Annotated in this window: 19 protein-coding genes and 1 pseudogene; 3 read left to right on the top strand and 17 right to left on the bottom strand. The window is 36.9% G+C overall.

All coding sequences use genetic code 11. From position 1 onward, the window contains the following. Positions 1 to 27: 27 nt before the first annotated feature. The 8 genes and pseudogenes from ACYT32_RS08465 to ACYT32_RS08430 form a co-directional block, all read right to left on the bottom strand. Positions 28 to 733, bottom strand: a pseudogene (locus tag ACYT32_RS08465) (L-ribulose-5-phosphate 4-epimerase). Positions 734 to 766: 33 nt separating this feature from the next. Next, entirely contained in the window at positions 767 to 2,836 is a 2,070-nt protein-coding gene (locus tag ACYT32_RS08460) for a PTS sugar transporter subunit IIA (RefSeq protein ID WP_395265712.1), read from the bottom strand. Positions 2,837 to 2,926: 90 nt separating this feature from the next. Continuing rightward, positions 2,927 to 3,220, bottom strand: coding sequence for a PTS sugar transporter subunit IIB (locus ACYT32_RS08455; RefSeq protein ID WP_395265713.1), 294 nt, complete (start codon positions 3,218 to 3,220; stop codon positions 2,927 to 2,929). Between the two features lie 23 nt (positions 3,221 to 3,243). Further along, positions 3,244 to 4,641, bottom strand: a complete 1,398-nt coding sequence (locus ACYT32_RS08450) for a PTS galactitol transporter subunit IIC (protein WP_395265715.1) — start codon at positions 4,639 to 4,641, stop codon at positions 3,244 to 3,246. Between the two features lie 18 nt (positions 4,642 to 4,659). Next, entirely contained in the window at positions 4,660 to 5,115 is a 456-nt protein-coding gene (locus ACYT32_RS08445) for a PTS sugar transporter subunit IIA (RefSeq protein ID WP_395265717.1), read from the bottom strand. Positions 5,116 to 5,647: 532 nt separating this feature from the next. Beyond that, positions 5,648 to 6,268: a GyrI-like domain-containing protein gene (locus ACYT32_RS08440; RefSeq protein ID WP_395265719.1), complete on the bottom strand. Its 621-nt coding sequence runs from the start codon at positions 6,266 to 6,268 to the stop codon at positions 5,648 to 5,650. A gap of 28 nt (positions 6,269 to 6,296) precedes the next feature. Then, positions 6,297 to 7,787, bottom strand: coding sequence for an ATP-binding protein (locus ACYT32_RS08435; RefSeq protein WP_395265720.1), 1,491 nt, complete (start codon positions 7,785 to 7,787; stop codon positions 6,297 to 6,299). Beyond that, on the bottom strand, positions 7,787 to 8,536 hold the full coding sequence (locus ACYT32_RS08430; RefSeq protein WP_395265721.1) for a winged helix-turn-helix domain-containing protein: 750 nt from the start codon (positions 8,534 to 8,536) through the stop codon (positions 7,787 to 7,789). Before ACYT32_RS08430 ends, ACYT32_RS08435 begins: the two co-directional genes overlap by 1 nt. 106 nt (positions 8,537 to 8,642) lie before the next feature. On the opposite strand from ACYT32_RS08430, the gene ACYT32_RS08425 reads away from it, so the two are divergent. Beyond that, on the top strand, positions 8,643 to 9,419 hold the full coding sequence (locus ACYT32_RS08425; RefSeq protein WP_395265722.1) for a Cof-type HAD-IIB family hydrolase: 777 nt from the start codon (positions 8,643 to 8,645) through the stop codon (positions 9,417 to 9,419). 75 nt (positions 9,420 to 9,494) lie between these two features. Here the strand turns inward: ACYT32_RS08425 and ACYT32_RS08420 are convergent, their stop codons facing one another. From ACYT32_RS08420 to ACYT32_RS08410, 3 genes are all read right to left on the bottom strand, one after another. Next, positions 9,495 to 10,454: a 2-hydroxyacid dehydrogenase family protein gene (locus ACYT32_RS08420; RefSeq protein ID WP_395265723.1), complete on the bottom strand. Its 960-nt coding sequence runs from the start codon at positions 10,452 to 10,454 to the stop codon at positions 9,495 to 9,497. Between the two features lie 19 nt (positions 10,455 to 10,473). Next, complete coding sequence (locus tag ACYT32_RS08415; protein ID WP_395265724.1) at positions 10,474 to 11,469, bottom strand: zinc-binding alcohol dehydrogenase family protein; 996 nt, start codon at positions 11,467 to 11,469, stop codon at positions 10,474 to 10,476. Positions 11,470 to 11,576: 107 nt separating this feature from the next. Further along, complete coding sequence (locus tag ACYT32_RS08410) at positions 11,577 to 12,242, bottom strand: hypothetical protein (protein WP_395265725.1); 666 nt, start codon at positions 12,240 to 12,242, stop codon at positions 11,577 to 11,579. 309 nt (positions 12,243 to 12,551) lie between these two features. On the opposite strand from ACYT32_RS08410, the gene ACYT32_RS08405 reads away from it, so the two are divergent. Further along, entirely contained in the window at positions 12,552 to 13,100 is a 549-nt protein-coding gene (locus ACYT32_RS08405; RefSeq protein WP_395265726.1) for an NADPH-dependent FMN reductase, read from the top strand. A gap of 85 nt (positions 13,101 to 13,185) precedes the next feature. Here ACYT32_RS08405 and ACYT32_RS08400 read toward each other — a convergent pair whose 3' ends face one another. From ACYT32_RS08400 to ACYT32_RS08390, 3 genes are read right to left on the bottom strand one after another with little or no spacing between them, the layout of a single operon-like run. After that, entirely contained in the window at positions 13,186 to 14,856 is a 1,671-nt protein-coding gene (locus ACYT32_RS08400; protein WP_395265727.1) for a glycoside hydrolase family 13 protein, read from the bottom strand. Between the two features lie 16 nt (positions 14,857 to 14,872). Then, entirely contained in the window at positions 14,873 to 15,853 is a 981-nt protein-coding gene (locus ACYT32_RS08395; RefSeq protein WP_395265728.1) for a LacI family DNA-binding transcriptional regulator, read from the bottom strand. Positions 15,854 to 15,876: 23 nt separating this feature from the next. Then, positions 15,877 to 17,331 (bottom strand): sucrose-6-phosphate hydrolase, encoded by a 1,455-nt coding sequence (locus tag ACYT32_RS08390; RefSeq protein ID WP_395265729.1) that lies wholly within the window; start codon positions 17,329 to 17,331, stop codon positions 15,877 to 15,879. A gap of 242 nt (positions 17,332 to 17,573) precedes the next feature. Between ACYT32_RS08390 and ACYT32_RS08385 the strand changes: the two genes are divergently transcribed. Beyond that, the gene (locus tag ACYT32_RS08385) at positions 17,574 to 19,544 is read left to right on the top strand and encodes a sucrose-specific PTS transporter subunit IIBC (RefSeq protein WP_395265730.1); all 1,971 of its coding nucleotides are present in this window, start codon (positions 17,574 to 17,576) and stop codon (positions 19,542 to 19,544) included. An 86-nt stretch (positions 19,545 to 19,630) separates the two neighbouring features. On the opposite strand, the gene ACYT32_RS08380 is transcribed toward ACYT32_RS08385, so the two are convergent. The 3 genes from ACYT32_RS08380 to ACYT32_RS08370 all read right to left on the bottom strand — a co-directional run bounded on the left by ACYT32_RS08380 (position 19,631) and on the right by ACYT32_RS08370 (position 24,506). Beyond that, positions 19,631 to 22,261 carry a glycoside hydrolase family 3 protein gene (locus ACYT32_RS08380; protein ID WP_395265731.1) on the bottom strand — a complete coding sequence of 877 codons (2,631 nt, stop codon included), beginning with the start codon at positions 22,259 to 22,261 and terminating at the stop codon, positions 19,631 to 19,633. A 216-nt stretch (positions 22,262 to 22,477) separates the two neighbouring features. Beyond that, positions 22,478 to 23,818 (bottom strand): sensor histidine kinase, encoded by a 1,341-nt coding sequence (locus ACYT32_RS08375; RefSeq protein WP_395265732.1) that lies wholly within the window; start codon positions 23,816 to 23,818, stop codon positions 22,478 to 22,480. Beyond that, positions 23,799 to 24,506 carry a response regulator transcription factor gene (locus ACYT32_RS08370; protein ID WP_395265733.1) on the bottom strand — a complete coding sequence of 236 codons (708 nt, stop codon included), beginning with the start codon at positions 24,504 to 24,506 and terminating at the stop codon, positions 23,799 to 23,801. Before ACYT32_RS08370 ends, ACYT32_RS08375 begins: the two co-directional genes overlap by 20 nt. Between the last annotated feature and the right edge of the window lie 4 nt (positions 24,507 to 24,510).

Below are 24,510 nucleotides of genomic sequence, written 5' to 3'. Positions count from 1 at the left end.
AATGTGTATCTCTCTTACTATTTCAATTTATTGATTATTTTTTTGTCCATAGTATGCACTGCTTCCATGTTTACGATAATAATGTTTATCCAACAAATACTGAGGAACTTTACAATCTTTTCTAGTTAATTGCATGGTATGCATAATCCATTTCAGCGACTATTTCCAAAACCTTAGCATTATAAACAGCTTTCTCTGCAGTTACTCCCCATGTGAAAGGACCGTGTTGACGAACAAGAACTGCCGGAACAGCCATATAATCGATATTCCTTTCTTTAAATGTCCTAGTAATGACCCTACCGGTATTATATTCATACGCTGATTCTATCTCTTCCTTAGTTAAGGCGTCAGATACTGGCACTGAACCATAGAAAGTATCAGCGTGCGTCGTTCCAAGAGCGGGAATATCCATTCCTGACTGTGCAAAAGAAACCGCCCATGGTGAATGCGTATGCACAATTCCCCCTATTTTATCGAAGTGACTATACAAATATGCATGTGTTGGAGTATCACTTGAAGGGTTTAATTTACCCTCAACAACATTACCGTCAAAATCACACACAACCATGTCACTTGGACCCATTTTTTCGTAATCAACACCTGACGGCTTTATTACAAATAGTTTATGTTCTCTATCTACTGCTGAGACATTTCCCCATGTAAAATTAACAAGATTTAATTTCGGTAAACGCATATTTTGTTTGTAGACATACTCTTTCAATGAATCTAACATTTTGTTATTTCCTCCCATTTGATACTTCGACACTCAAAACATTAACCTTCTAATTTTATTTTTATCTTTCGAGTTCAAAACTTGATTGAATTTTTTTGTATTACGAACGATACTAATGAGTTCTTCAAGAACACGGTCGTGTTCATGGTTTAGACCAGGTGCTAAAACAAACATGCATCTAATTTCAACCCTCTGTCCTTTTGCATTTACCGTGACAGGATTATCTAACAAGACCATTGATATACCAACTTTTTTACTGCCTTCCTTTGGAGAGGCGTGAGCCAGAAAAATATCATCAGATATAAGCATATACGGTCCATATTTTTTCACTAATTTTATAATTTCGTTTTCATAGTGTGAATCAATCACATTACGTTGATTCAACATCAAGCAGCCAGTGTGTAAAACGTCGGTCCAATCGGTCTTATCGGTTGTATGCATTATTTTAATATTCTGAATGGTAAGTAACTCCCTCAGAGAAGGCTTATTTAAATTGGCTTTCTTTATATCTTCGCTTGGATATAAAAATCCATCTAAGCTTTCTCTTAAATGTGCTGGATCTGTAATATTCGCATAGTCGCCAATTATACTCATCAAATGACTTATGACATCAGTATTATGTTCAATCTTTAAAGGCAAATACTTTCTAAACTCATCTTCAATTACAATTTGATCATGTTTGGTCAGTATTGCTTTTACTTTTATTGTAGGAATGGGATATCTATTTTCTTCAATGGAGGCCGTACTAATGATTAATTTTGATTGATATTTTATTTTAAAAATCATGTCTAAGTCTTTAATTTCAAGTGGCATAGAAAAATTTATCAACGGATACTTTTTGCTCAATTCAGAATACAGCATTTCTGACGTTCCTATACCACTTGAGCAAACCAAAAGTACTTCTGACTGAGCCGCTTTTTGAATTCTGTCACTCTCACCAATATTAGAATATTCATTATCTTCTCCAGAACCAAAATACAAACAAATTAACGCTATTTCGTTTTCAGGAATCGGTACGTCTAAATATACTTCTAAGGGTTCACAAGCAATAGATGTAAATTGAATTAGTTTTGGATATTTCTTTTTAATTTCATCGACCTCATTTGATACGTAAGGCATATTAAACTTAACTCTGAAGAATGTAGCATATAAATGATTACTCAATATTTTTACAAAGGAGTTATTGATTAAATTTTCATTTGTTAATTTTTCATACCTAAAAATTATCTTTTTAGATATTTCTTCCATATCGCTATAAAGCTTCAAGTTCACACAATTAATATCCATAACTTGCGAACAAAGTACAATTTTACTAAGAAAAATAATCTCTCCTGCATAATAAACATTATCAAACAAATCGTTAACTATTCTCTCACTTGTAGTTAGTATTCCATGCGTATTTTCTGCAATCCAATAATAACCATTTTCGTCCGTTATGATATTACTATTTTTGATTCTCCAGGATGAAAAAATAAGCAAATAGGTTAATAATATCGTCGAATTTTCAGAGAAATTCATCTCTAGGGACTTCTGGCTATCGATAACAATTTTATAGTACGAGTCCCAATCATAGCCCAGGTTTACAATATGACTCTTAATACATTGATTATTTCTTTGTATCAACTCATAAATCATTAATCTAATATAACGTTCACTATTAGCAATTCTTCTTCCGCGATTCGAACTAACAATGCTAATGCCAACAAAACGTTGCTTAATCTCTTTAAAGTCTTTAATAATTGTATTTCTAGAGCAATCAAATTCTTCTGATAACTTATTTATCGAAATATTACTTTGATTACTAACTAATAACCATACTATTTCAGCAACTCTATCTGTTTTATCTAATTCACTACTCTTTGTTTTTTTAATACTATCGATATGTTCTAGTTTTCTTTTTGAGTAATCAGGTAATTTATATCCATGATTTGGAATATTCTCTATTTCAGTTACATCATTTTCATTTAAATATCCATTTATATCTGACAACCAATTAAACGCCGTTCTTCTGGAAATATCAAATAAACCCATAATTTCTTTTAAACTTACATATTTGTTTATTTTAAAAAAATAGTTTAATAGTCTGTTTGGACCTTTAGACAAACTACCTCTCATCCTCATCACCTTAAATCCATAATTTTAAAAAAGATAGTTCCGAAGAACTATCTTTCGATTTGATTATTTAAAATAATTTCACTTCAAATCTAATTTAGCGATAACCTCGTCAATAACGGAATCCACACCAATATTTGTTAAAAGTGGTAATCCATTAATCACTGGAATCTTAATTGCATCGTTGTCATATTGGGTTGTTGTAATAGCCATATCATATTGGCTCGATAAGTTTTCCACTTCAGCAACTGATGATTGTCCCAATTTATATTCGTCTTGAGAAATACCACGTGCATCCAACTCTTCTTGTAATTTATTCATTGCGGCCGTACTTGTAACAACCCCTGCGCCACATGCTACTAAAATTTTCTTCATAATAAATATCTCCTAATCTCTTTTTATTTTGTTTCTTTGGTTGTGACCGTTGCATTTTCTTCTTCGATAATCTTTTTACGATTCCATAGAGCTAAACCAACAATGAGAACAATACCAATTGCATAAGCAATTATCTTATGAGTAGCAATTTGTACAAATAACCATGGAAATGGATTTGAACCATAATCAATACTTGAAATTAATGATGAACCCTTTGGAATTGTGAAATGGGCTGCACGAGCACTCTTCGTAATGAGCGGTGCCAAATTAGTACCAATCCATAAACCAAGAATTACATTAACAGCCCCGATAATAAAGGAACGGAAAAAATCACCATGTGTTACAGCAACTATTAATGGAAACATAAACACAAATCCAACCAGGCCGATGGTTGGAAGGAATTGATTACCAGGTAAAATAAATGCAAACAATAGTGCTACTGGAATCATCAATGTTGCACAAGCCAGAACGACTAGGTTCCCAATACCAACGGCAGTATCCATACCTATATAAATCTTACGGCTTCCTGAAAATTTCTTTTGAGTAAATTTTTGAATATTAGTGGAAACTGGAACAACACCTTGCAATAATAAGGCAGCCATCTTTGGAGTAATAATCATAACTGCTGAAAGTGTGACACCCATTAGCATAATTTTTCCAAGCTTTGTTGCAACGGTCATACCAGGAACAAAGCCATAAGCAAGAATACCGATAATAACACCAATAATGAATCCTAATAATGTGGGTTCACCCCATGAGCCAAATTTTTTATTAAAATCTTTTGCTTCAAGATGGATCTTATTAATTCCAGGAATCTTATCAATAATCCAATTGATTACTAATGCAATTGGGACAAATGAACCTGCATATCCATGAGGAATAGAAATTCCTGGTAGTCCTAAATATTTTTCTGAAAGTGGAGCAGTTCTATCAGCAATAACCATAATTACAATCATATTTACACTTGCTAAGAATAAACTTAGAAAAATATCTTTTGTAAGTGCGTAAACTAATGAACCACTAAATGCAAAATGCCAAAAATCCCAGATATCAACATCAATTGTTGAAGTTGTTTTTGTTAATAACATAATAACATTAATTGCAATTCCTAAGGGAATCATACTTACACCAACAGCAGTACCATACGCAATGGCAGAGGCAGAAGGCCAACCCACGTCAATAACTTGCAGATTTAAATGCATAACAGAAATCATATTTTTAATAGCTGGATTCATAACCTCTGTCAAAATAGAAACAGTTGCATTAAGCCCTATAAATCCAATACCTACCATTAGGCCTCCACGTAAGGCCTTAGTAAATGGAACTTTTACAGCTAGTCCAAAAATCAACATAACGATGGGAATCATTACCGTTGGTCCAAGACTAACAATATACATAATAAAATTAATAATATTACTCATTTTATTTTCACCCCATAACTAATCAATTTGTTTAGATACTATGTCAAAAATCTCACTGCTATCGTTTAAACTATAAATTTTTTCCAATAATTCTTGATTTTGGAATAACTTCATGAGTTTTTGGAGCATATCTACTTGACTATGTGGTTCTTTCATTGCCAACATTACCACGATACTAACGTCAATGGTTTCTTTATTATTAGCCATGTTTTTGAATTCAACTGGCCTTTCCAAAGTTGCAATTGCAATTGACGAATTTTTTACGTATTTCACATCCGTATGTGGGATGGCTACTGATACTTTTCCAATTGGTAATCCCGTAGGATAGATTTTTTCTCGATCCTTTACTGCTTGCTCAAAATCTGCAGTTACATCGCCGTCCTGGAAAAGCTTATTAGCTAAATAATGAATAATTTCATTAGAATTATTACAATCTACTTTTGAGAAAGTTAATTCTTGTTTGACTACTCCCATACTCAAATACCTCCTTTCCCTTTCAGCTTCTATTAAAGCAGTGATGAAAGCGCTTAAAAAGTTCAATGTAACAATAAAAATCGGTGCAGCTAGTGAACCACCTTTCTAAAAAAGCGAACATTCCTTTTAAATGTAAAGCTCCCCCTTTTTATCGTAGAAATAAATAGATTTAGTCAAATACAACTTAATTCCGTACCAAGTCCTCAGAATATTTTTCTAACAACAAGTCGTTCCCCAACTTGATCATATAATCTAAAATAATAAAAACTTTATCATTAATGATAATAATCAAAAGAAATCTTAAATTATTAGATCATTTTAAATATAAAAACATCTGTCTATCCTCTCAATCAGTTAAAACTGATTAGATTAGTTCTAATTGCCATTAACATTAAAAAAAATTACCAAATTATTAGATCATCACAATGAAACTAAAAAGAAGCAATTGCTAATTCCATGATTTGGAATTAGCAATTGCTTCTTTACTTGAAAAATAGGAGTTATGTCTCTGACTCCTCTCTTTTGTTGATAATTATTTAATTTGGTATCTCAAAATTGTCTTGAGATTATCTGGTGCCACACGTCGAGCATCAGATAAATAGATTTCTCGATGAATTTTAGTAGCTCGGCTCTTCCCATTTTCAGCCACGAATTGGTCGATCTTTTTAAAAGAAGCTGGTTCGTCATCATATTTACCATGATGTAAAACTTGTCCAACTTCCATTGCTGGAAATTCCTTGATCTCGATTTGATCGATTTCGGGCATATTCTTCTTTTCTTTGACCGCTGTTAAAGTCGGCTGAATCAATTCATCAGGGACAAAATCTGGAATCCGGATCATAATATCGTAAACGAATTCATCTTTGTCGAGATGATCCAACTGTTGACCTTTTTTAGTCAGTGACCAGACTCCTTCTAAAGGAAAGACGACATAATCATCGTACTCCACTGCCTTACCTTGACAGAATTTTCGATAAGCTGCTTTGATACCATACGCTGCTGGATATAACGTTTGTACTTTTTGCTGGAATGGCTCCTGATTAGGGTTGCCGACTCCGTGCAAAGAAAGATATTTCTGTTTAGGGATTGTTAAAATGACTGGTTTTTGCTTGGTTGCATAACCAACGTCTTGCTTGCGCCATTCATACTTCATCAATTTTCCTCCTCAATGAGAAAACAAGTTATTTTTCTTCTTCTGGTTTATGTTCATAACCTTCGTCGAATAGTGTCACGATGAAAGTAGTTCCTTCGTTGAGCTTACTCTTAACTTCAATTTCACCACCATGATTTTCTACCAACTGGTGAACGATTGATAGACCTAGACCGGACTCACCATACTTACGATTCTTTCGTGAAGGATCGGCTTTATAATAACGATCCCAGATATTCTTCACTTGGTTTTCTGACATTCCAATACCAGTATCTGAAACTGTAAAGACGGCGGCGTGGCGTTCTTCATTACGCATACCACTAATAAAAATCTTACCATCATTAGTAAATTGAATAGCATTTTGCATAATATTGAACATGACTTGAACAAACCGATCGTAGTCAGCATAAGTCTTCAATTCACCATCATATGGTTTCAAAATCAATTCATCACCTGACGACTTAGCTTTCTTCTCTAATTGTGAGGTGATATCATGCAAAGGCTTATTAGCATCAAAAATTCGTTTAGCCATCGTAATCTGGTTAGTTCTGATTTTTTCATAATCAAGATTCTCATTAACTAATCGAATCAAACGCTTAGTTTCGTTGCGCATCAATTGAATACTTTGACCTTTGGACTCCTCAGGAATCGCATCATAGGCTAATCCTTCCAAAAGACCATTGATGGTTGTCAAAGGTGTTCTCATTTCATGTGAAGCATCGGCCATAAATTCCTTTCGGCGTTGTTCTTGACGTTTGATTTCTGTATCTGAAGCTTCCAATGATTTAACCATTTGGTTGAAATCATCTGCCAGATCATCCAATTCATCCCGGCCTTTACTTTCGATATGGACTGAAAAGTCATTATTAGCAACCCTTTTAGTGGCTCCTCGTAAACGATTGATTCGATTGACTTGGTATCTTGAGAGTAAGAAACTCAAAATAACTGCTGCCAACAGTGAAATCAATAAAGCAAAGTATAAGCGTCGATTAATCTCACCGATATTTGATTGCAATTCTGAAACATCTGAACCAGCCCAAACTGCAGCAATCATTTTTCCATTTTGGAACCAAGGCGTTAGCACATATACATAACTGCGATTATCATCTTTTCGCAACCGTGGATTGCCAGAGGTATTCTGCGGTTTCTGAACGTTACGGATTGTTTTACCTTGCTTCAATTTATTCCAATACGACTGCTTCAAATGCAACTTAACATTCGTTGGTGGTGTTGGATAAACTTGATTATTATTGTAATCAAAAATCGCAAATTGGACGTTACGCTCCGATAAAACTTGCTCCACAGTCCGAATATTATCACCGGTAATATTGTGAATCTGTCCCGTTTTGGGATCGGTCTTCAAGGCAATTTTCTCGAGATTCCCAGCATAACTTTCCAAACTTTTATAGGTACGATTATATTCCCAACTAGTTGAGGCACTAGTTACTGAATACAAAATAATCCCAAGTGTCGTCAGAATAACGATCAAAAAACTCAGCATATTTTGATAAATTAATTTCATTAGGCTTTAGCTTTTGCTCCTGAATCATCAAATTTGTAACCGACGCCCCAAACAGTTTCAATAACTTGTGGTCCAACTTTTTCGATCTTTTGACGAAGTTTTTTGATATGTGCATCAACCGTTCTTTCTTCACCAAAGTAGTCGTAATCCCAAACTTGTTCAAGTAATTGTTCACGTGAGAAAACTTGCTTAGGCTTACTTGCTAAAGTCTTTAAGAGGTCAAATTCCTTAGGTGTTAAATCAGGAATTTCCTTACCATCTAAATAGGCTTCACGAGTGCTTGAGTTCAACTTAAAGAAGCCGGTATTGATGTCGAAGCCATCGTCAGCTTCCTCAACTTCGGCAACAACTGGCGTACTTTCAGCTAATTTTTCGGCTAAATTTTCATCACGTCTGTGGATTGCTTTCATTCGAGCAATCAACGTGATAGGACTGAAAGGCTTTGTAACATAGTCGTCTGCACCAAACTCCAAACCAAGCACTTGGTCACTTTCCGTATCTCGGGCAGTTAACATTATAATAGGAACAGTTTTTGAAACTTTACGGATCTCTTTGGCTACTTCCATGCCATCTTTGCCGGGTAAGTTCAGATCCAAAGTGATCATATCCCATTTGTTGGGATCTTCATTAAACATTTCTACCGCTTCATTACCGTCATAAGCAAAACTTGCTTCCCATTTTTCTTTTTGAAAAAACATCCCCATCATTTCCGAAACAGATTTATTGTCCTCAATCATTAAGATTTTCATTAATATCACTCCAAATTTATAATAAAGAATTTGTGGTTATGACTACCTCGTTAACGAAATAATTGTTACCATATAGTATACAAAATAAAGTTAAGTTGGTGATCTTTTGCAAAAAAATTATCGTGGCACTGTCTTCTTTGACCTAGATGGAACCCTCTTGAATGCGGAATCTCAAGTCGATGATTCAGTGGCTTCAGCAGTTAAAACACTTGAAGCTAATAATTATCTACCTGTCATCTGTACTGGTCGGGCACCAATCGAAATTGACGCTGTCACAAGTACAACCGGTATCGATACTTATATTACTTTAAATGGCGCATTTGTCCAATCACAAGATAAAATTATTTATCAAAATAATCTTAAACCAGATTTGATTAAAAAAGTTAGTGATATGGCCAATGATTTAGGCGATTCATTGTTTATGCATACACCGGAACGTAATTTTCTAAGTAATGAAACTCCCTTTATCGACGAGTTTTTTCACACTCTCAAATTAGAAGTCCCAGAAATAGATCCTGATTTCTATAAGAAAGATGACATTCCGATGTTTGTCATCTTGACTCCTGACGATGGTGCAGACTATCAAGCTAAATTCCCTGAATTGCAGTTTTACAATACTGGCTATTATTCGGTTGATACTGTAGCAAAAGGCGTTTCCAAGATGAGTGGCATTAAGCACCTCTTGAAAGATTTAGGCTTAGAAGATAAACCAACCTATGCTTTTGGCGATGGAACAAACGACTTACCAATGATCAAATTTGCCGATTACAGTGTTGCAATGGGCAATGGTATAGATTCAGTTAAAGAGGCTGCTACTTATATTACCACTGAAAACGTTAACGGTGGTATTGTTAACGGTTTGAAACATTTTAATTTGATTTAATTCAAAAAACGTAATTTCTAGTCACTATCGATTAGAAATTACGTTTTTTTTTGGTATTTATTATATTCAAAATTCTTAGTTCACAATATATTGCGGAGCTTTGCCTTGTGCGACCAACACCGTATTGTCAGCCACAATTTTAGCCATCGCATCCCGAGCCTCAACTGTGGCGTTACCGATATGAGGTGTTAAAATTACATTCTTTAATTCTTTAAAACCGGTTGCGACTGCTGGTTCCTGCTCATACACATCTAATGCTGCTCCAGCTAACTGATGATTTTGTAAGGCCGCCAAGAGTGCTTTTTCATCAATCACAGGTCCTCGTGAAGCATTGATCAGATAAGCTGAATTTTTCATCTGGGAAAATTGTTCAGCTCCTAAAATATGGTGAGTTTCCGGAGTCAATGGTGCGTGCAAAGTTAAGACATCACTTTGTGAAATCAAATCTGTCATCGAAACAAATCGAGCATTCAACGCTTTTTCAATTTCTGGGGCTAATTGATGACGCTGAGTATAAATGATTTTCATATCAAAGGCTGCCATTCTCTTAGCTACCGCTTGACCAATTTGTCCCATTCCCAAAATGCCTAACGTCTTGCGGGCTAACTCATGACCTAAGAAGAATAGTGGTGCCCAGCCTGAAAAGCCTGTAGAACGCATCAATTGATCACCTTCGACAATTCGATGAGTCAGGGAAATAATCAAACCAGTCGTGACTTCAGCAGTGGAAACTGTTGAAACTTTTGGCGTATTAGTCACGGGAATTCCCTTTTGACGAGCATACTTCACGTCGATATTATTAAACCCGGCACCAAAATTGGCAATAAATTGTAATTTAGGATCAGCATCGATTACCTCTTGATCAACTTGCGTAGACAAAGGAGTAATCAAATAATCCTTATCAACAATCAACTTTAATAGTTCTGCTTTGGTGATCAAATCTTCTCCACTATAACTGACAACATTGAGCCCTGCTTGTTGCAAAATTTGAATTGCCGCCTGGGGAATCTTTGCAGTAATTAAAACATTCTTCATTTCAAACGCCTCGATTCAATTAAGCTTTAATAACAACTTTTCCCATCATATGACCAGCTTCCACCAATTCCGTTGCCTGCTTAAGATTAGCGATTGTAAAGCCTTCAAAGACCTTAGTAACGGTGGACTTGATCATGCCACTATCCAAACCATCAGCTAGCTTCTCTAAGTAAGCCCCCTGATCGGCCATTGAGTCCAAACCATATTTAGCTTTGGTGAACATCCATTCCCAAACAAAATTGACTGACTTCTGTTTTAAATCACCGATTTGAGATGTACGTAAATTAGTAATTGTAGCGAAAGTTCCAAACGGTTTGATCAATTCGACAATTTCTGGCCAATGGGGATCATTATCACTGAGACCAATAATATAGTCCACATTGTTAATTCCTAAATCATGCACTTGTTTAATGAGATCATGGTGATGATTGACGACATAATCCGCTCCCAAACCTTTTACCCAGTTCACTTTTTCAGCAGTTGAGGCAGTCGCAATTACTCTCAGACCCGCCAAATGGGCTAATTGGGTTGCGATTGAACCAACACCCCCAGCTCCATTGATAATTAAAATGGTCTGATTACGATTGTCTTTGGCCGGATTGATTGCTAATTTTTCAAATAATAATTCACTAGCCGTCAAAGTAACCAATGGCATGGCGACACTTTGCTCTAATGAAGTTTTCTTTGGAGCATGAGCTACGATTCTTTCATCGATCAATTCATATTCTTGGTTTGAACCATCTCGAGTATAATCTCCAGCAAAGAAAACTTTTTCACCAACTTGAAAGTTCTTTACTTCTGGTCCAACTGCATCGACCACTCCGTAACCGTCATATCCTAAAACTTTGGGTCTGCTTAATTCCTCTGCAATGCCCTTACGGGTAGCAACATCAACCGGATTAACTGAAATACCTTCAATTTTAACTAACAGATCACGCTTTGTAGGAAGTTCTTTTTCTTTGTCAAATTGTTGAAAACTGTCGAGTTGCCTGTTCGTAACACCAAATGCCTTCATTTTATACCCTTCTTTTTTCAATTTAATTTTATTCTACAACAATCATTTCAAACTTAAAAAAAAAGACTTCTATCAATATAGAAGTCAGTGAAAACTATTCGAATGTATTAACCTAAAATCTCAACAGTGGCGCTAGTAATTCCATATGAAGGAATCATACTATTTGGCATTGCCATGTCGATTTGGTATGGATTGTCATAGGCAAATGTCCCTGTATCGTTAACTGTTCGATAATAGACATCTCCTTGAGCTGTAGTGATCTTTAAACGTGACCCACGTGGAATAACACTTAAATTTGTGGCAACTCCTGAATAACCCATATCTGATCCTAAAACAGCTGGATCATAAAAACTGATTTTAAATGTCCCAACATTTTTACCTGTTGATTGCATTTCAACTGGTGGTTCGGCAGCAGCTTGTGTAATAGCTTGCTGTGAAGCTTCAATTTGTTCAGGTTGTGAATCTTGGACTGGAGCGTGATCAACTTCTGGAGTTTCTGAAGTCACATCCTCCATATTTGGGTCCTTTTCACTGTGACTGATACCAGGCATAAATTCCTTACTGTCTGATAACGATACTTTTTTGTTTAGTGTATAAGCATCGCCACTATCTAAATTATTCGATTCTAAGTTAGATAATGTCTTTTGAAAATCTGTTGTATTACTTACTTGTTGTGCTGATGAATCTGAAGCATAGGCAACTGTATATCCCATTCCCCCTGTAATTATCAAACCAATGATAAGTAATGCATCTAATTTAATTTGCTTTAGCAACTAATCTCTCCCCGGTTGTATGTTTACCAGATGACACTATACAAGATGAATATAACAAACAGATTACATGAACAATAAGAAAATTCGGATAGAGACTTTATTTGTAATACTTCTGTAACTTTTGTCAATTAACTATAATTATACTTTCACAATATGAGCAAAACCGTCAATGCACAAATTTTATGTTGATTTGCACAAAATTGTTGAATTCGCTCTCATGAAAAATATTTGTTTGCGAGAACAAATATTTGGTGTATAAAATGTTTTGTGCTAATTTAGAATCATCGAAAGATTTGGAGGAATTTTTAAATGTCAAAAAAAGTAGCCGTACTAGTTGGTAGTCTTAGAAAAGGATCATTTTCAAGACAAATTGCTAAGAATATGATGAAGTTATTCCCTAGCGATTATGAAGTAAATTTCGTTGAAATTGGTAATTTGCCTCTTTATAGCGAGGATATCGATACACCTGAAAGTGTACCAGCAGAATATACTGAATTCAGAAATCAAATCAAAGCAGCTGACGGAGTTTTATTCGTAACACCTGAATACAACCGTTCAATCCCTGGTGGTTTGAAAAACGCAATCGATGTTGGTTCACGTCCTTATGGCCAAAGTGCTTGGGATAAAAAACCTGCTGCTATTGTCAGCGTTTCACCTGGTGCCATCAGTGGATTTGGTGCTAACCATGCTCTTCGTCAATCATTAGTCTTCTTGAACATGCCTACCTTACAACAACCAGAAGCATACATTGGTAATGTTACAAATGTCTTGGATGAGAACGGCAATGTTGCAGAAGGTACTGTTGGTTTCTTACAAAGTATTGTCGACGCCTATGTTGACTTGTTGAATCGTTATTAATAATTAAATATTTGCACTGAAAAAAACGCCCGCTGATTTTAGAATTTAGAATCAGCGAGCGTTTTTTAGATTAAATTGGGATTTTTTAAACCTGATAAACTTTAGCTTCATAAGGACGAAGCACATTACCTCGGTCATCAGCATAATTACTGATGATCGTTTTTGACTGTTCAGAAATTTTCAAGGAAGTAGTCAGCGTCTTTTCAGTAAAGTTACAAATAACTAACCAAGTTTTTCCTTGCCAATTTCGTTGATAAACAAAAAGATTAGGATCGTCTGCCAGTAACAAATGAAAGTCACCTAGTGTAACGATTGGAAAATCATGTCTCAATTCAATCAATTTCTGATAATAGTACCAAACCGAATTTCGATCTGCTAAAGCTTTTTCAACATTGATCTGTTGATAGTTGGAATTAACGTCAATCCACGGATCAACTTGTGAAAAGCCAGCATTTTTCTTTCCATTCCATTGCATTGGCGTTCGGGAATTGTCACGCGAGTTAGCTTGGATACGTGCCATCATATCGGATTGTTCCAATAAATTATCACGAACAACGTTGTCTTGATAAGCATTTAAGGTTTCAATATCCCGATAATCACTCAGTTTCTGAAAATGGGCATTAGTCATTCCTAACTCTTCACCTTGATAAATAAAGGGAGTTCCTTGCATTAAATGTAAACAAGTTGCCAACATTTTAGCAGATAGTTCTCGATATTGTGGACTGTCATTGCCAAATCTGGAAACGACACGTGGTGTATCATGATTGTTCCAAAAAAGACTATTCCAAGCTTTACCATGCAATTCAACTTGCCACTTATTAAAAACTTGCTTCAATTCTACTAAGGGAACCCGACGGGTACTCCATTTACCAAAGCCATGCTGACTATTATCTAAACGTAAATGTTGAAACTCAAATACCATATTTAATTCATGGCGGTCAAAACCGGCGTATTTCAAACCGTCTTGAGGTGTAATCCCATGGGTCTCACCTACAGTCATAATATTTGGGCGAGACAAGACTTTTCGGTTCATCTCTTGTAAATATTCATGTACTTTGGGACCATTAGTAACTCGCGCATCCCCATATTTACTGTGTGGCTTCAGTGGACCATCTGGTAATCCGGGACGTTTAGAAATTTGATTAATAACATCCATACGAAAACCATCAATTCCTTTATCCAACCACCAATTCATCATCTGATAAATTTTTTGCCGCATCTGGGGATTCTCCCAATTCAAGTCAGGCTGTTTTGTGGAAAAGGTGTGCAAGTAATATTGTTTCGTCGTCGGATCAAATTTCCAAGCTGTCCCACCAAAGGCTGAATCCCAATTGTTAGGTGGGTTACCATCTTTACCGCTTCTCCAAAAATAGAAATCACGATATTGGTTGTCCAAACTAGCTTTACTAGCCTTAAACCAAGGGTGTTCATCGGAAGTATGATTTACGACAAGATCCATAATGATCTTCAAACCAATTTGATGGGCTTTTTTCAGTAATTCATCAAACTCGTCCATCGTACCAAAATCACTGGCAATTGCTTGATAATCACTAATATCATAACCATTGTCATCATTAGGCGACTTATAAATTGGGTTTAACCATAAAACATCGACTCCCAATTGTTTCAAATAAGTTAGATGTTCAATAATTCCTTTAATATCACCGACGCCATCGTTATTAGTATCTTGAAAACTACGTGGATATATTTGATATACTACCGCTTTTTGCCACCACTCGATTGCTGCTGAATCCATGATAAAATCCCTTTCCTTAAGCTGTAATTCCTTTAATCAATTTAACCGGCAAGATATATTCTTTTTCTAATGTACAATCGGGATCTTCAATTCTTTGTAACAATAACGAGACCAATAGCGAGCTTATATCAGCAAGCGGCTGTCCAATCGTAGTTAAATCGGGAAAATAATCTTGAATCAAACCGGTACCATCATAACCGACCACTTTCAAATCTTGAGGGACTTGTTTCCCTAATTTTCGAACCAAATTGATCGTCATCGTGGCGGTCAAGTCGTCGGTACAAAAAATACCATCATAATCAATTTTATTTAAGATGGCTTTGATTTCCATACTCTTCATATTGGGCGATAACTCAAAAGGCAATTCGTGAATATGCGTTGGCAAGCCCTGCTTTTGCAAATAAGCTTGATAACCTAATAAACGACCATTCGTTGGAGAATCCTGATGATTTTTCCCAGAAAAGATGGCGATTTTTCGAGCTCCAGCTTGATATAGAGCTTGGGCTGCTAAAGTCCCACCTTGGTAATTATCAGAACTGACGATGGGAATATTGTCAGATAAATAGCGGTCGAAGGAAAGAATTGGCAAACCTGACTGTTGATACTCTTCAATTCCCAAATTATGGGCACCAGCGATAATTCCATCAACTTGATTGGCCATCAACATCCACAAATAAGCCCGCTCCTTTTCAGGATCATCAGCACTATTGCATAAAATCATCTTGTAATCTTTAGTCGATAAAATCTTTTCAATTCTTGAAACTAACTCACCGAAAAAAGGATTTTTAATATCAGAGAAAATAACTCCAATCAATTTCGTATTTTTACCTTGTAAGGAGCGAGCCAAATTATTTGGTTGATAATTTAGCTCTTTCATTGCTGAATATACTTTATCCTTGGTCTTCTGACTTAAATGTTCATGGTTGTTGATCACGCGCGAAACTGTTGTGGGTGAAACGTTGGCTAACTTAGCCACATCTTCTAATTTTGGTTTCATTGGTCTACCTCAATAATTAACTTTTACCATTCCCAGACTTTACCACTGACTTGTTTTGGCTGACCTTGTAAGCTGATCTTATCAGGTCGGTCATCTAAAAAGAATCTCCCGGTAATGACTGAGTATCCATCATTAATATAGCATTCAAAGACCGACACATCTATGATCAGTCTGATCTTGAGAGTTTGATGTGCTGCTACTTGGCTCTTGCGTTGCTGGCCATATTTTTCTCCAAAAGCCCGCCCTGTATTTTGTCGGTCAACGGTAACTGTACCTTGATCGGCGTCCAAGAAAAATTTTAAACTGCCATGCTGTTGCTGATTACTGATAGAAAGTGTTAATTGACTATCCTTAGGAATGGTCAATTCAATCTCAAAGCTGCCTGTCTTAGATAAATTGATTTCTTCGGTTTGCTTATCAATCAAGTAACTAGTTTTACGAAGTGATTTCATTTCGGCGACGGGATTTTGATACAAATGATCATCTTTTAAACTTAATTCTTTTACCACGCTTAAACAGTGAGCCCAATTTTGGGTGTCAGTAGGATAATCTATTTCTGGTAAACCGATCCAACTGATTTCCAAGGCTCTTCCATCAGGTGCGTTGATGGCTTGAGTTGCATAGACGTCAAAGCCATCATCTAATTGATACAATTTTGTGCTTCCCGACCACTGGGCCGTCTTCAAATCGACTTGATCACCAATCATATATAAATTTGGATAGATATTCTTGTAATCAAAGACTGATTTCGGTAATCCTTGAGGACAATATAAAAAGACGGGACGATTGGAAACAAAGATCAGATTGGGACATTCCACCATATAGCCTGTTTTTTTAGTGGGAATGTTTAATGGACCAACAAAGTTCCAGGTTTTGAGGTCATTAGATTGATAAACTAAGGCTGCTCCTCTTTCTTGATCAGTCTGAGCACCGATAATTGCAAAATATTGATCGTCTTTTTTAATCAAATAAGGGTCACGAATCGAAGTCGTATAACCTTTAGGGGCGTTGGTCAACAAAGGTTGCTCTAACTTAGTCACTTGATTGTTGGCATCCATCCAAGCCCCAATCTGATAGGACTGTCTTTGCCAATCTTTTGTCCGAACATTACCGGTGTACATGATGAATAAGCGTTGATCAATAGGTAAAGCCGTACCAGTATAGGCACCATGAGAGTCGAATTTCGAATCAGGTTCAATTGCCAGGCCATGATCTTGCCAGTGAACTAAATCCTTTGAAGTCAAATGAACCCAAGACTTCAAACCATGAACCGCTCCAAACGGATATGTTTGATAAAACAAGTGCCACTGACCATTAAAGTAAGAAAAACCGTTAGGATCGTTCAATAATCCTGACTTAGGGTGAATGTGATGATTCATCCTCCACTTAGATGTACTTACTTGTTGTTCTAAGTCCTGTAATTGCTCCTGGGACCAATTTGCATATGGTGCATATCTTTTTTCTCTCGTCCAAATCATGTTCGATCCTCTTTGTTCTTTAACTTGTTAAGTATATTATAAAACCGCTTACATATAATTGTCAAACGTATGACAATTTATTTTAATTTTATGTCAATTCAATTTGCCACTAGCTTACAATCTCTGTTTTAGTTGACATATCTTTCAAAATATTTTTTGACGAACGCTTGACAAATATTTTAAACTTGTTATTATGATTGTGCCGGAAGCGTTTTCAATTAATTATTTTGAGGAGTGATATTATGAACCACAAAGAAGTTGCTAAGCGTGTACTTGCTGATGTCGGGTCAAACAACATCCAAGCTGCAGCACATTGTGCCACTCGTCTAAGATTAGTAATCAAAGATGAATCAAAGATCGATCAAGCTGCACTTGATAATGATCCCGATGTAAAAGGAACCTTCGAGACTAACGGTCAATATCAAATTATTATTGGCCCTGGTGATGTCGACAAAGTTTATGATGCTTTGATTGCTCAAACTGGCCTTAAAGAAGCTACTCCTGACGATATCAAAGCTGTAGCCAGTGCTGGTAAGAGAAAGAATCCTCTAATGGACTTCTTGAAAGTTCTTTCTGATATTTTTATTCCAATTATCCCCGCACTAGTTGCTGGTGGTCTTTTGATGGCCTTGAACAATGTTTTGACAGCTGAACACCTCTTCATGGCTAAATCAGTTGTTGAAGTTTATCCAGGCTTGAAGGGCGTGGCTGAAATGATCAATGCCATGGCCAGTGCTCCATTTACCTTTTTACCAATTCTCTTAGGATTTTCTGCAACCAAACGATTCGGCGGCAATCCATACCTCGGTGCTGCCATGGGTATGGTCATGGTTCTGCCATCATTAGTAAATGGTTACGATGTTGCTGCGACAATGGCAGCTGGCAAAATGCCTTACTGGAACATCTTTGGCCTCAAAGTTGCCCAAGCTGGTTATCAAGGTCAAGTTATCCCTGTTCTAGCAGTGGCCTTCATCCTAGCTAACCTAGAGAAATTCTTCCATAAACACATCAAAGGTGCGTTTGACTTTACCTTCACACCAATGTTTGCCATCGTCATTACCGGTTTTCTAACTTTCACCATCGTTGGACCAGTACTTAGATCTGTCAGTGATGCTTTGACAAATGGACTAGTTGGTCTTTACAATACGACCGGCTGGATCGGAATGGGAATCTTTGGATTATTTTATTCAGCTATTGTTATTACTGGTTTACACCAAACTTTCCCTGCTATCGAAACCCAACTTTTAGCAAACGTCGCTAAAACTGGTGGTTCATTCATCTTCCCTGTCGCTTCAATGGCTAACATCGGACAAGGTGCTGCTACCTTAGCTATTTTCTTTGCGACAAAGAGTGCCAAACAAAAAGCACTAACTTCTTCCGCTGGTATTTCTGCCCTACTAGGTATTACTGAACCTGCCATTTTCGGTGTCAACTTAAAAATGAAATATCCTTTCGCTTTTGCGGCTATTGCTTCAGGGATAGCTAGTTCTTTCTTAGGACTATTCCATGTCTTATCTGTTGCGATGGGACCTGCTTCAGTCATTGGATTTATCTCGATCGCTTCTAAGTCAATTCCAGCTTTCATGCTCAGTGCCTTGATTTCGTTCGTTGTAGCTTTTGTACCAACTTTTATCTACGCCAAAAAAACTATCGGCAACAATGTCGATGAACCTGCTCCAGAAATTAAAACTGCTAAACCTATTTTAGTCAGCGATGAAGTAATTGCTGCCCCAGTTAGTGGTGTCAGTGAAAGTCTTAAAGAGGTTAACGATAAAGTCTTTTCCGCCGAAATCATGGGTAAAGGTGCTGCCTTTATTCCAGATGATAACCAAGTAGTTGCTCCCGCTGACGGTGAAATTACTGTTACTTATGACAGTAAACACGCTTATGGTATAAAAACTGATGACGGTGCAGAAGTTCTAATTCACTTAGGAATCGATACGGTTAACTTAAATGGTCAGTACTTTACAACTAATGTGAAAAAAGGCGACCACGTCAAAAAGGGTGACCTGCTAGGAACCTTTGACATTCAAGAATTGAAAAAGAATGGCTACGATCCTTCTGTCATGCTAGTTATTACTAATACAGCTGACTATGCAAATGTTGAGCGGCTAAAAGCTACTAATATCAAAGCTGGCGACAAAATTGTTGCCTTAACCGAACCCGCTGCTGATAATACAACGGCAACCGCAACTATTTCTCCACTCAACTAATTTTTCTGTAAAAATAATTTTTAACACCCAAAATAAACACCCTCAGATTTTGACCTGAGGGTGTTTGTTTCATTTATGATAAAAAATTACATTTTTAATTTCAGAACTAATTTCAACACATTAATGGCTGACTTCTGTAGATCGCCCAAGTATAAATCATTGTTATCTTTCCACTTACCGGTCAACAGGAGATGATTCTCATCAATAATCTGAGCAAAACCGCCATAAACCCATGATTTAACTCGTTCTCTTAGAGGTGAATCAGGATCGATTCGTAATCTAACAATGACCTCATCATCTGCATCAATTTCAAAATCATTCCACAACTCGGTATCCTTAAATTCCTTTTTCAACAGATCATAGTCATGTTTGATTTGAAGACGGTCATTTTGATCAATACTTGGCCCTAAATCACTGACAGCACCTAGGAGTTCATTCTTTGAATTACCAGGCATAATTAAATCATTTCCGGCATGCATACTCTTTTTGGGATCGGCTGAACTGAACCAATCAGTCATGACTGTACCTTGGTAATGCCACTCATCCCGCAACACATTCGTCAATAAGGCAAAGTTTGCTCCAGAATATGTACCATTAACCCTATTATAAGCTGTCATAATCGCCAATGGTTGAGCAATTTCTAACGCAATTTCAAAGTTACGGAGATAAATTTCTCGTAGAGCTTGCTCACCAATGACACTATTACCAAAATTTCGATGACTTTCTTGATTGTTACCTAGAAAGTGCTTCAAAGTCACACCCAAATGTTCATGACTTTGGACGCCTTTCGTTTCATAGCCAGCCATTGTACCTGACAAATATGGATCTTCGGCAAAATATTCAAAGTTACGACCACCTAGCGGATTACGATGAATATTCATCCCTGGAGCTAACCAGAGATTGACACCAAATTCCTTCATTTCGATACCTACCGCAAACCCGACACTTTCAACCAAATCTTTATTCCAAGTTTGTGCTAAAGCTGTTCCAATTGGCCAAGCCGTCGCATAATGGGTAATTGTCTGTTGATTTCTCTCAAAGACTGGTTCAACTCTGATTCCAGCTGGACCATCTGCCATCACGACTGAAGGGATTTCTTTTTCAGCAATTTCTCCAGTTTGTCCAGCCGCACCAGGTACTAAATCTGAAGCAATCCCGACGATATCTGCTTTATTTTCGGCCATTTGACCTTCAACCAAATCGACTAATTCAGGATCAGTCAAACTAGCAATAAATTCCGCCAATTCCACTTCACCACTGGCTACATCTTTAAGCGTTTTGCCGCTGGCATTGCGAACTTCCTCGATGACTTGGTCTAATCCTTTGCCAGGCAATTGTTCCCGATTAGCAATAAAGGTTGTTACATCTGATTTTTCCTGATATTGAACAAAATCAGGTTCAGGGAAACTGGCTGACTTGAGAATAAAAAATGGAACATCACTGACACGTTGAACTTTCACCTTAGCCCGAAGTAGTGTAGTGGGATCAATTCTTGGTTTCATTGCATCGCTGAGACGTCTTAAAATAACTTTTTCATCCAATTTAAAACTAGCGACAACTTTGGTATTTCGCGAACTATTTCCAACTCTGACTAGGTACGTACCCGGAACTAAAACTTCCGCTGACAACTCGGAATCAAAAACTTTTAAAGACTCGATGGGAATCTCAAATTCAATATTTTGTTGCGCCTGAGGTCTTAAATTTGTGGTCTTCTCATAAGCAACTAGATCTTGGTAAGCGACTGGGATATCAGTTTGTGGTTTCGAGACGTAAACCTGCACCGTTTCTTTGCCAGAAAAGTCCTCACTGGTATTGTCAACATTGACCAGCAATCGAATCCGCTTTTCGTTCACATTGACTTTGGAAGTTCTCAAGAAAAATTTGGCATAACTAAGACCAAAGCCGAATTCAAATCGTGGTTTAACGTCAAAACTATCAAAATAGCGATAGCCGACAAAAATACCCTCGACATATTCAGGACTGGCCATGCCAAAGTTTTCCGAACTAGGATAGTCATGATAACTTTTAGCCCACGTATCGGTCAATTTACCAGAAGGACTCTTAACGCCCAACAAAATATCAGCGATTGCCTGGCCTGACATCATCCCCAGTTGTGAAACTAGAAGCACACTATCGAGCATTGGACATTGTGCAATGAAACTTGTATCGATCACACCACCAACATTTAATAACACAATACTTTGACGATAAAACTCGCTCATCCGCTTGATGTTTGATAGTTCATTGTCAGTCAATTGAAAGTCTCCAGGGCGATCATGGCGGTCATAATTTTCACCTGAACTACGGGAAACGACATAAATACCTACTGGAGCATCTTCAAATTCTGCAATCTCGGGGTCAGAAAAATTAAATGCCGGAGCTAAAAGTGCCATAGGATCATCTTTTAATTTGGCCTGATAGTCAGCTTTTTTTTGCTGATAGTAACGTTGCAATCTGGTCAACCAAGCTTTCGAAACTACTTCAAAACCTTGATCCTCCATCCCTTGTAAAATATTTATTACAAAGCGTTGATTGACATCGCCAGAGCCAGTTCCACCTTTTACAGTCGCAAAGGCACCATGACCATATAAGGCAACTTTTTTATTTTTTAATGGTAAAGTCTGATTTTTATTTTGTAGCAAAACGATTGCTTCTTGGGCAACTGCTTGAGCTAAAGTTTGATTTTTCAGTTCACGTTGTGAAATTTCATTTTCCATCTAATCTCTCTCCTTTGGTGGAAATGTCATTACCTTAATTCTACACTTTTACTGTCAAACTCGAAGTAATGAGGCTAGAAAAAACCAACAAATTGATTTACTTTTTGAAAAACTTTTTCCAACTACTTAATAATTAATAAAAAGCCTCGCTTAATAACTAATTATCTCCAGTGCAATCAGTTATTAAGCGAGGCTAAACATATCAAAGATAAAATATTAGAATTTTAAAATAAATTGGGTTCCCTGAGGTTGATTATCAACCACGGTAATCTTAATTTGATTCAAGTCAGCCAGTTTCTTAACAATGGCTAAACCTAATCCCGTTCCGGGTATTGCTTGTGTTCTAGCTTTATCAACTCGATAAAAGCGTTCAAAAATCTCTGACTTCTCATCAGCTGCGATTCCAATCCCTTGATCAATCACTGCCAGACTGTCCTTAGTCAACTTAAACGTGATTGTCGAATCCGCAGGCGAATACTTACTAGCATTGTTCAACAGTGCGATAATTATCTGTTCCAAATTGTCTTGATTGACTGTGGCTAACAATTGCTTTTCACCACTGATGACTAACTTTTGCGGGATAGTAGGCTGATACGTTTCTACAATCGCTTGAACCATTGGTGCAACTTGAACTTGCTTGCGTTCAACTGTCAAATGATCCATGCGCGACAGCTTCAGCAAACTTTCGACTAACTTCTGCATTCTTTTAGACTCGCTATCAATAAAGCCAACTGAGCGTTCGATAATTTCAGGGTGATCTTGACCATGTCGCTGAATAAATTGCACATGGCCTCTAATGGCAGTAATGGGCGTCCGTAGTTCATGCGAAGCATCGGAGACAAACTGCCGGTCACGAATAGCTTGACGATTGAGTTGGGCTAAAAGTTGATTGAATTCTTTAGTCAAATCCTGAACTTCTTGAGGTTTATCAGGAAGTGGCAATTGCGTATCATAAGATACTTCCGGAGCCTGATTGATTTGATGAGTCGATTCGGTCAAGTTTTTTAACGGTTGATTCAACCTTTTTGCCAAAAGTGAAATTAACCAAATACCGATGAGAAAGCTTAAAATCATCACAATTAATAAAATATCAAAAATGACGTGAAAAACATGAGTCACACTGTGAAATCCCACCCAAATTTGATAGTGAATCCCTTTAACGTCACTCGTCAAATGATAATATGGGCGCCAAGTTTCTCTAATTTCGAGATGGGAACTAAACGGCACATGCGAGGCTTTTTGTTTTAAAAACTTCTTAGTACCAGATGAATAATAAACTTGTTTTTTACCATTTTCAGTAAAAGAAACCTTCACATTTGTGTCTTTCGTATTGATATTACTGTCTCTACGCCATTGTTCCCAATCAGGACGATCATCGATAAATGAACGTTGCAGACTATCCATCAAGCCATGAGCATCTTCAATCTTTGATTCAACTAACGAATAACCCACACCAATGGCTAAAGATAAGCCCATCGCAATCGTGATAAAAGCCAATAATAACGTATAGGTACGGGTAATTTGAGCCGTATTGGAATTATTTTTCAACGTTTTCATAGTCATCATCTCTCAAAGTATAACCGACGCCACGAACTGTTTTGATAATTGAATCTTCTGGGTCAATGTCAATTTTATGACGCAAATAGCGAACATAGACATCGACAATATTAGGCTGTCCTTCAAAATCAACACCCCAAACGTCGTTCAACAACTCATCTCGCGTCAAAGTTTCATTGATATTCTTTAAGAGAATCAAGAGCAACTCGTACTCACGTTGAGTCAACTGGACGATCTTCCCATTTCGCTTAACTTGACGAGACTTAGTATCAAGTACCAAGTCCTTGATCTGATAGACAGTCAATTTCTCGCTGGATTTCTTTTCGTGACGAAGGACAACACGAATCCGGGCTAACAATTCTTCAATTTCAAACGGCTTCGTAATGTAATCATCGGCACCACTGTCTAATCCCGCCACTTTATCACCGACATAATCACGGGCTGTCAACATGATAACCGGCTTATCTGACTGTTTGCGAATCCTTCTTAAGACTTCCAGGCCATCTAACTTAGCAATCATCCAATCTAAAATCACTAAATCAATTTCAGATTGATACTCTTGGAAAGTCTTCCATCCCATCTCACCATCGGTCGCCGTCAAGACTTGATAATCTTCAAATTCTAATTCCGGTTGTAAATATGAGATCAAGCTCTCCTCATCTTCAACTAATAAAATAGTTTTCTTCATTATA

The sequence above is a fragment of the Companilactobacillus sp. FL22-3 genome, assembly GCF_054881455.1.
This window is presented reverse-complemented; position numbering and strand designations above follow the sequence as displayed.

What these genes read in the sequence shown, in the direction of transcription:
- ACYT32_RS08455 (WP_395265713.1), bottom strand. Translation starts at nt 3,220, where the DNA reads ATGAAGAAAATTTTAGTAGCATGTGGCGCAGGGGTTGTTACAAGTACG.
- ACYT32_RS08450 (WP_395265715.1), bottom strand. Translation starts at nt 4,641, where the DNA reads ATGAGTAATATTATTAATTTTATTATGTATATTGTTAGTCTTGGACCA.
- ACYT32_RS08445 (WP_395265717.1), bottom strand. Translation starts at nt 5,115, where the DNA reads ATGGGAGTAGTCAAACAAGAATTAACTTTCTCAAAAGTAGATTGTAAT.
- ACYT32_RS08440 (WP_395265719.1), bottom strand. Translation starts at nt 6,268, where the DNA reads ATGAAGTATGAATGGCGCAAGCAAGACGTTGGTTATGCAACCAAGCAA.
- ACYT32_RS08435 (WP_395265720.1), bottom strand. Translation starts at nt 7,787, where the DNA reads ATGAAATTAATTTATCAAAATATGCTGAGTTTTTTGATCGTTATTCTG.
- ACYT32_RS08430 (WP_395265721.1), bottom strand. Translation starts at nt 8,536, where the DNA reads ATGAAAATCTTAATGATTGAGGACAATAAATCTGTTTCGGAAATGATG.
- ACYT32_RS08420 (WP_395265723.1), bottom strand. Translation starts at nt 10,454, where the DNA reads ATGAAGAATGTTTTAATTACTGCAAAGATTCCCCAGGCGGCAATTCAA.
- ACYT32_RS08415 (WP_395265724.1), bottom strand. Translation starts at nt 11,469, where the DNA reads ATGAAGGCATTTGGTGTTACGAACAGGCAACTCGACAGTTTTCAACAA.
- ACYT32_RS08405 (WP_395265726.1), top strand. Translation starts at nt 12,552, where the DNA reads ATGTCAAAAAAAGTAGCCGTACTAGTTGGTAGTCTTAGAAAAGGATCA.
- ACYT32_RS08400 (WP_395265727.1), bottom strand. Translation starts at nt 14,856, where the DNA reads ATGGATTCAGCAGCAATCGAGTGGTGGCAAAAAGCGGTAGTATATCAA.
- ACYT32_RS08395 (WP_395265728.1), bottom strand. Translation starts at nt 15,853, where the DNA reads ATGAAACCAAAATTAGAAGATGTGGCTAAGTTAGCCAACGTTTCACCC.
- ACYT32_RS08390 (WP_395265729.1), bottom strand. Translation starts at nt 17,331, where the DNA reads ATGATTTGGACGAGAGAAAAAAGATATGCACCATATGCAAATTGGTCC.
- ACYT32_RS08385 (WP_395265730.1), top strand. Translation starts at nt 17,574, where the DNA reads ATGAACCACAAAGAAGTTGCTAAGCGTGTACTTGCTGATGTCGGGTCA.
- ACYT32_RS08380 (WP_395265731.1), bottom strand. Translation starts at nt 22,261, where the DNA reads ATGGAAAATGAAATTTCACAACGTGAACTGAAAAATCAAACTTTAGCT.
- ACYT32_RS08375 (WP_395265732.1), bottom strand. Translation starts at nt 23,818, where the DNA reads ATGAAAACGTTGAAAAATAATTCCAATACGGCTCAAATTACCCGTACC.
- ACYT32_RS08370 (WP_395265733.1), bottom strand. Translation starts at nt 24,506, where the DNA reads ATGAAGAAAACTATTTTATTAGTTGAAGATGAGGAGAGCTTGATCTCA.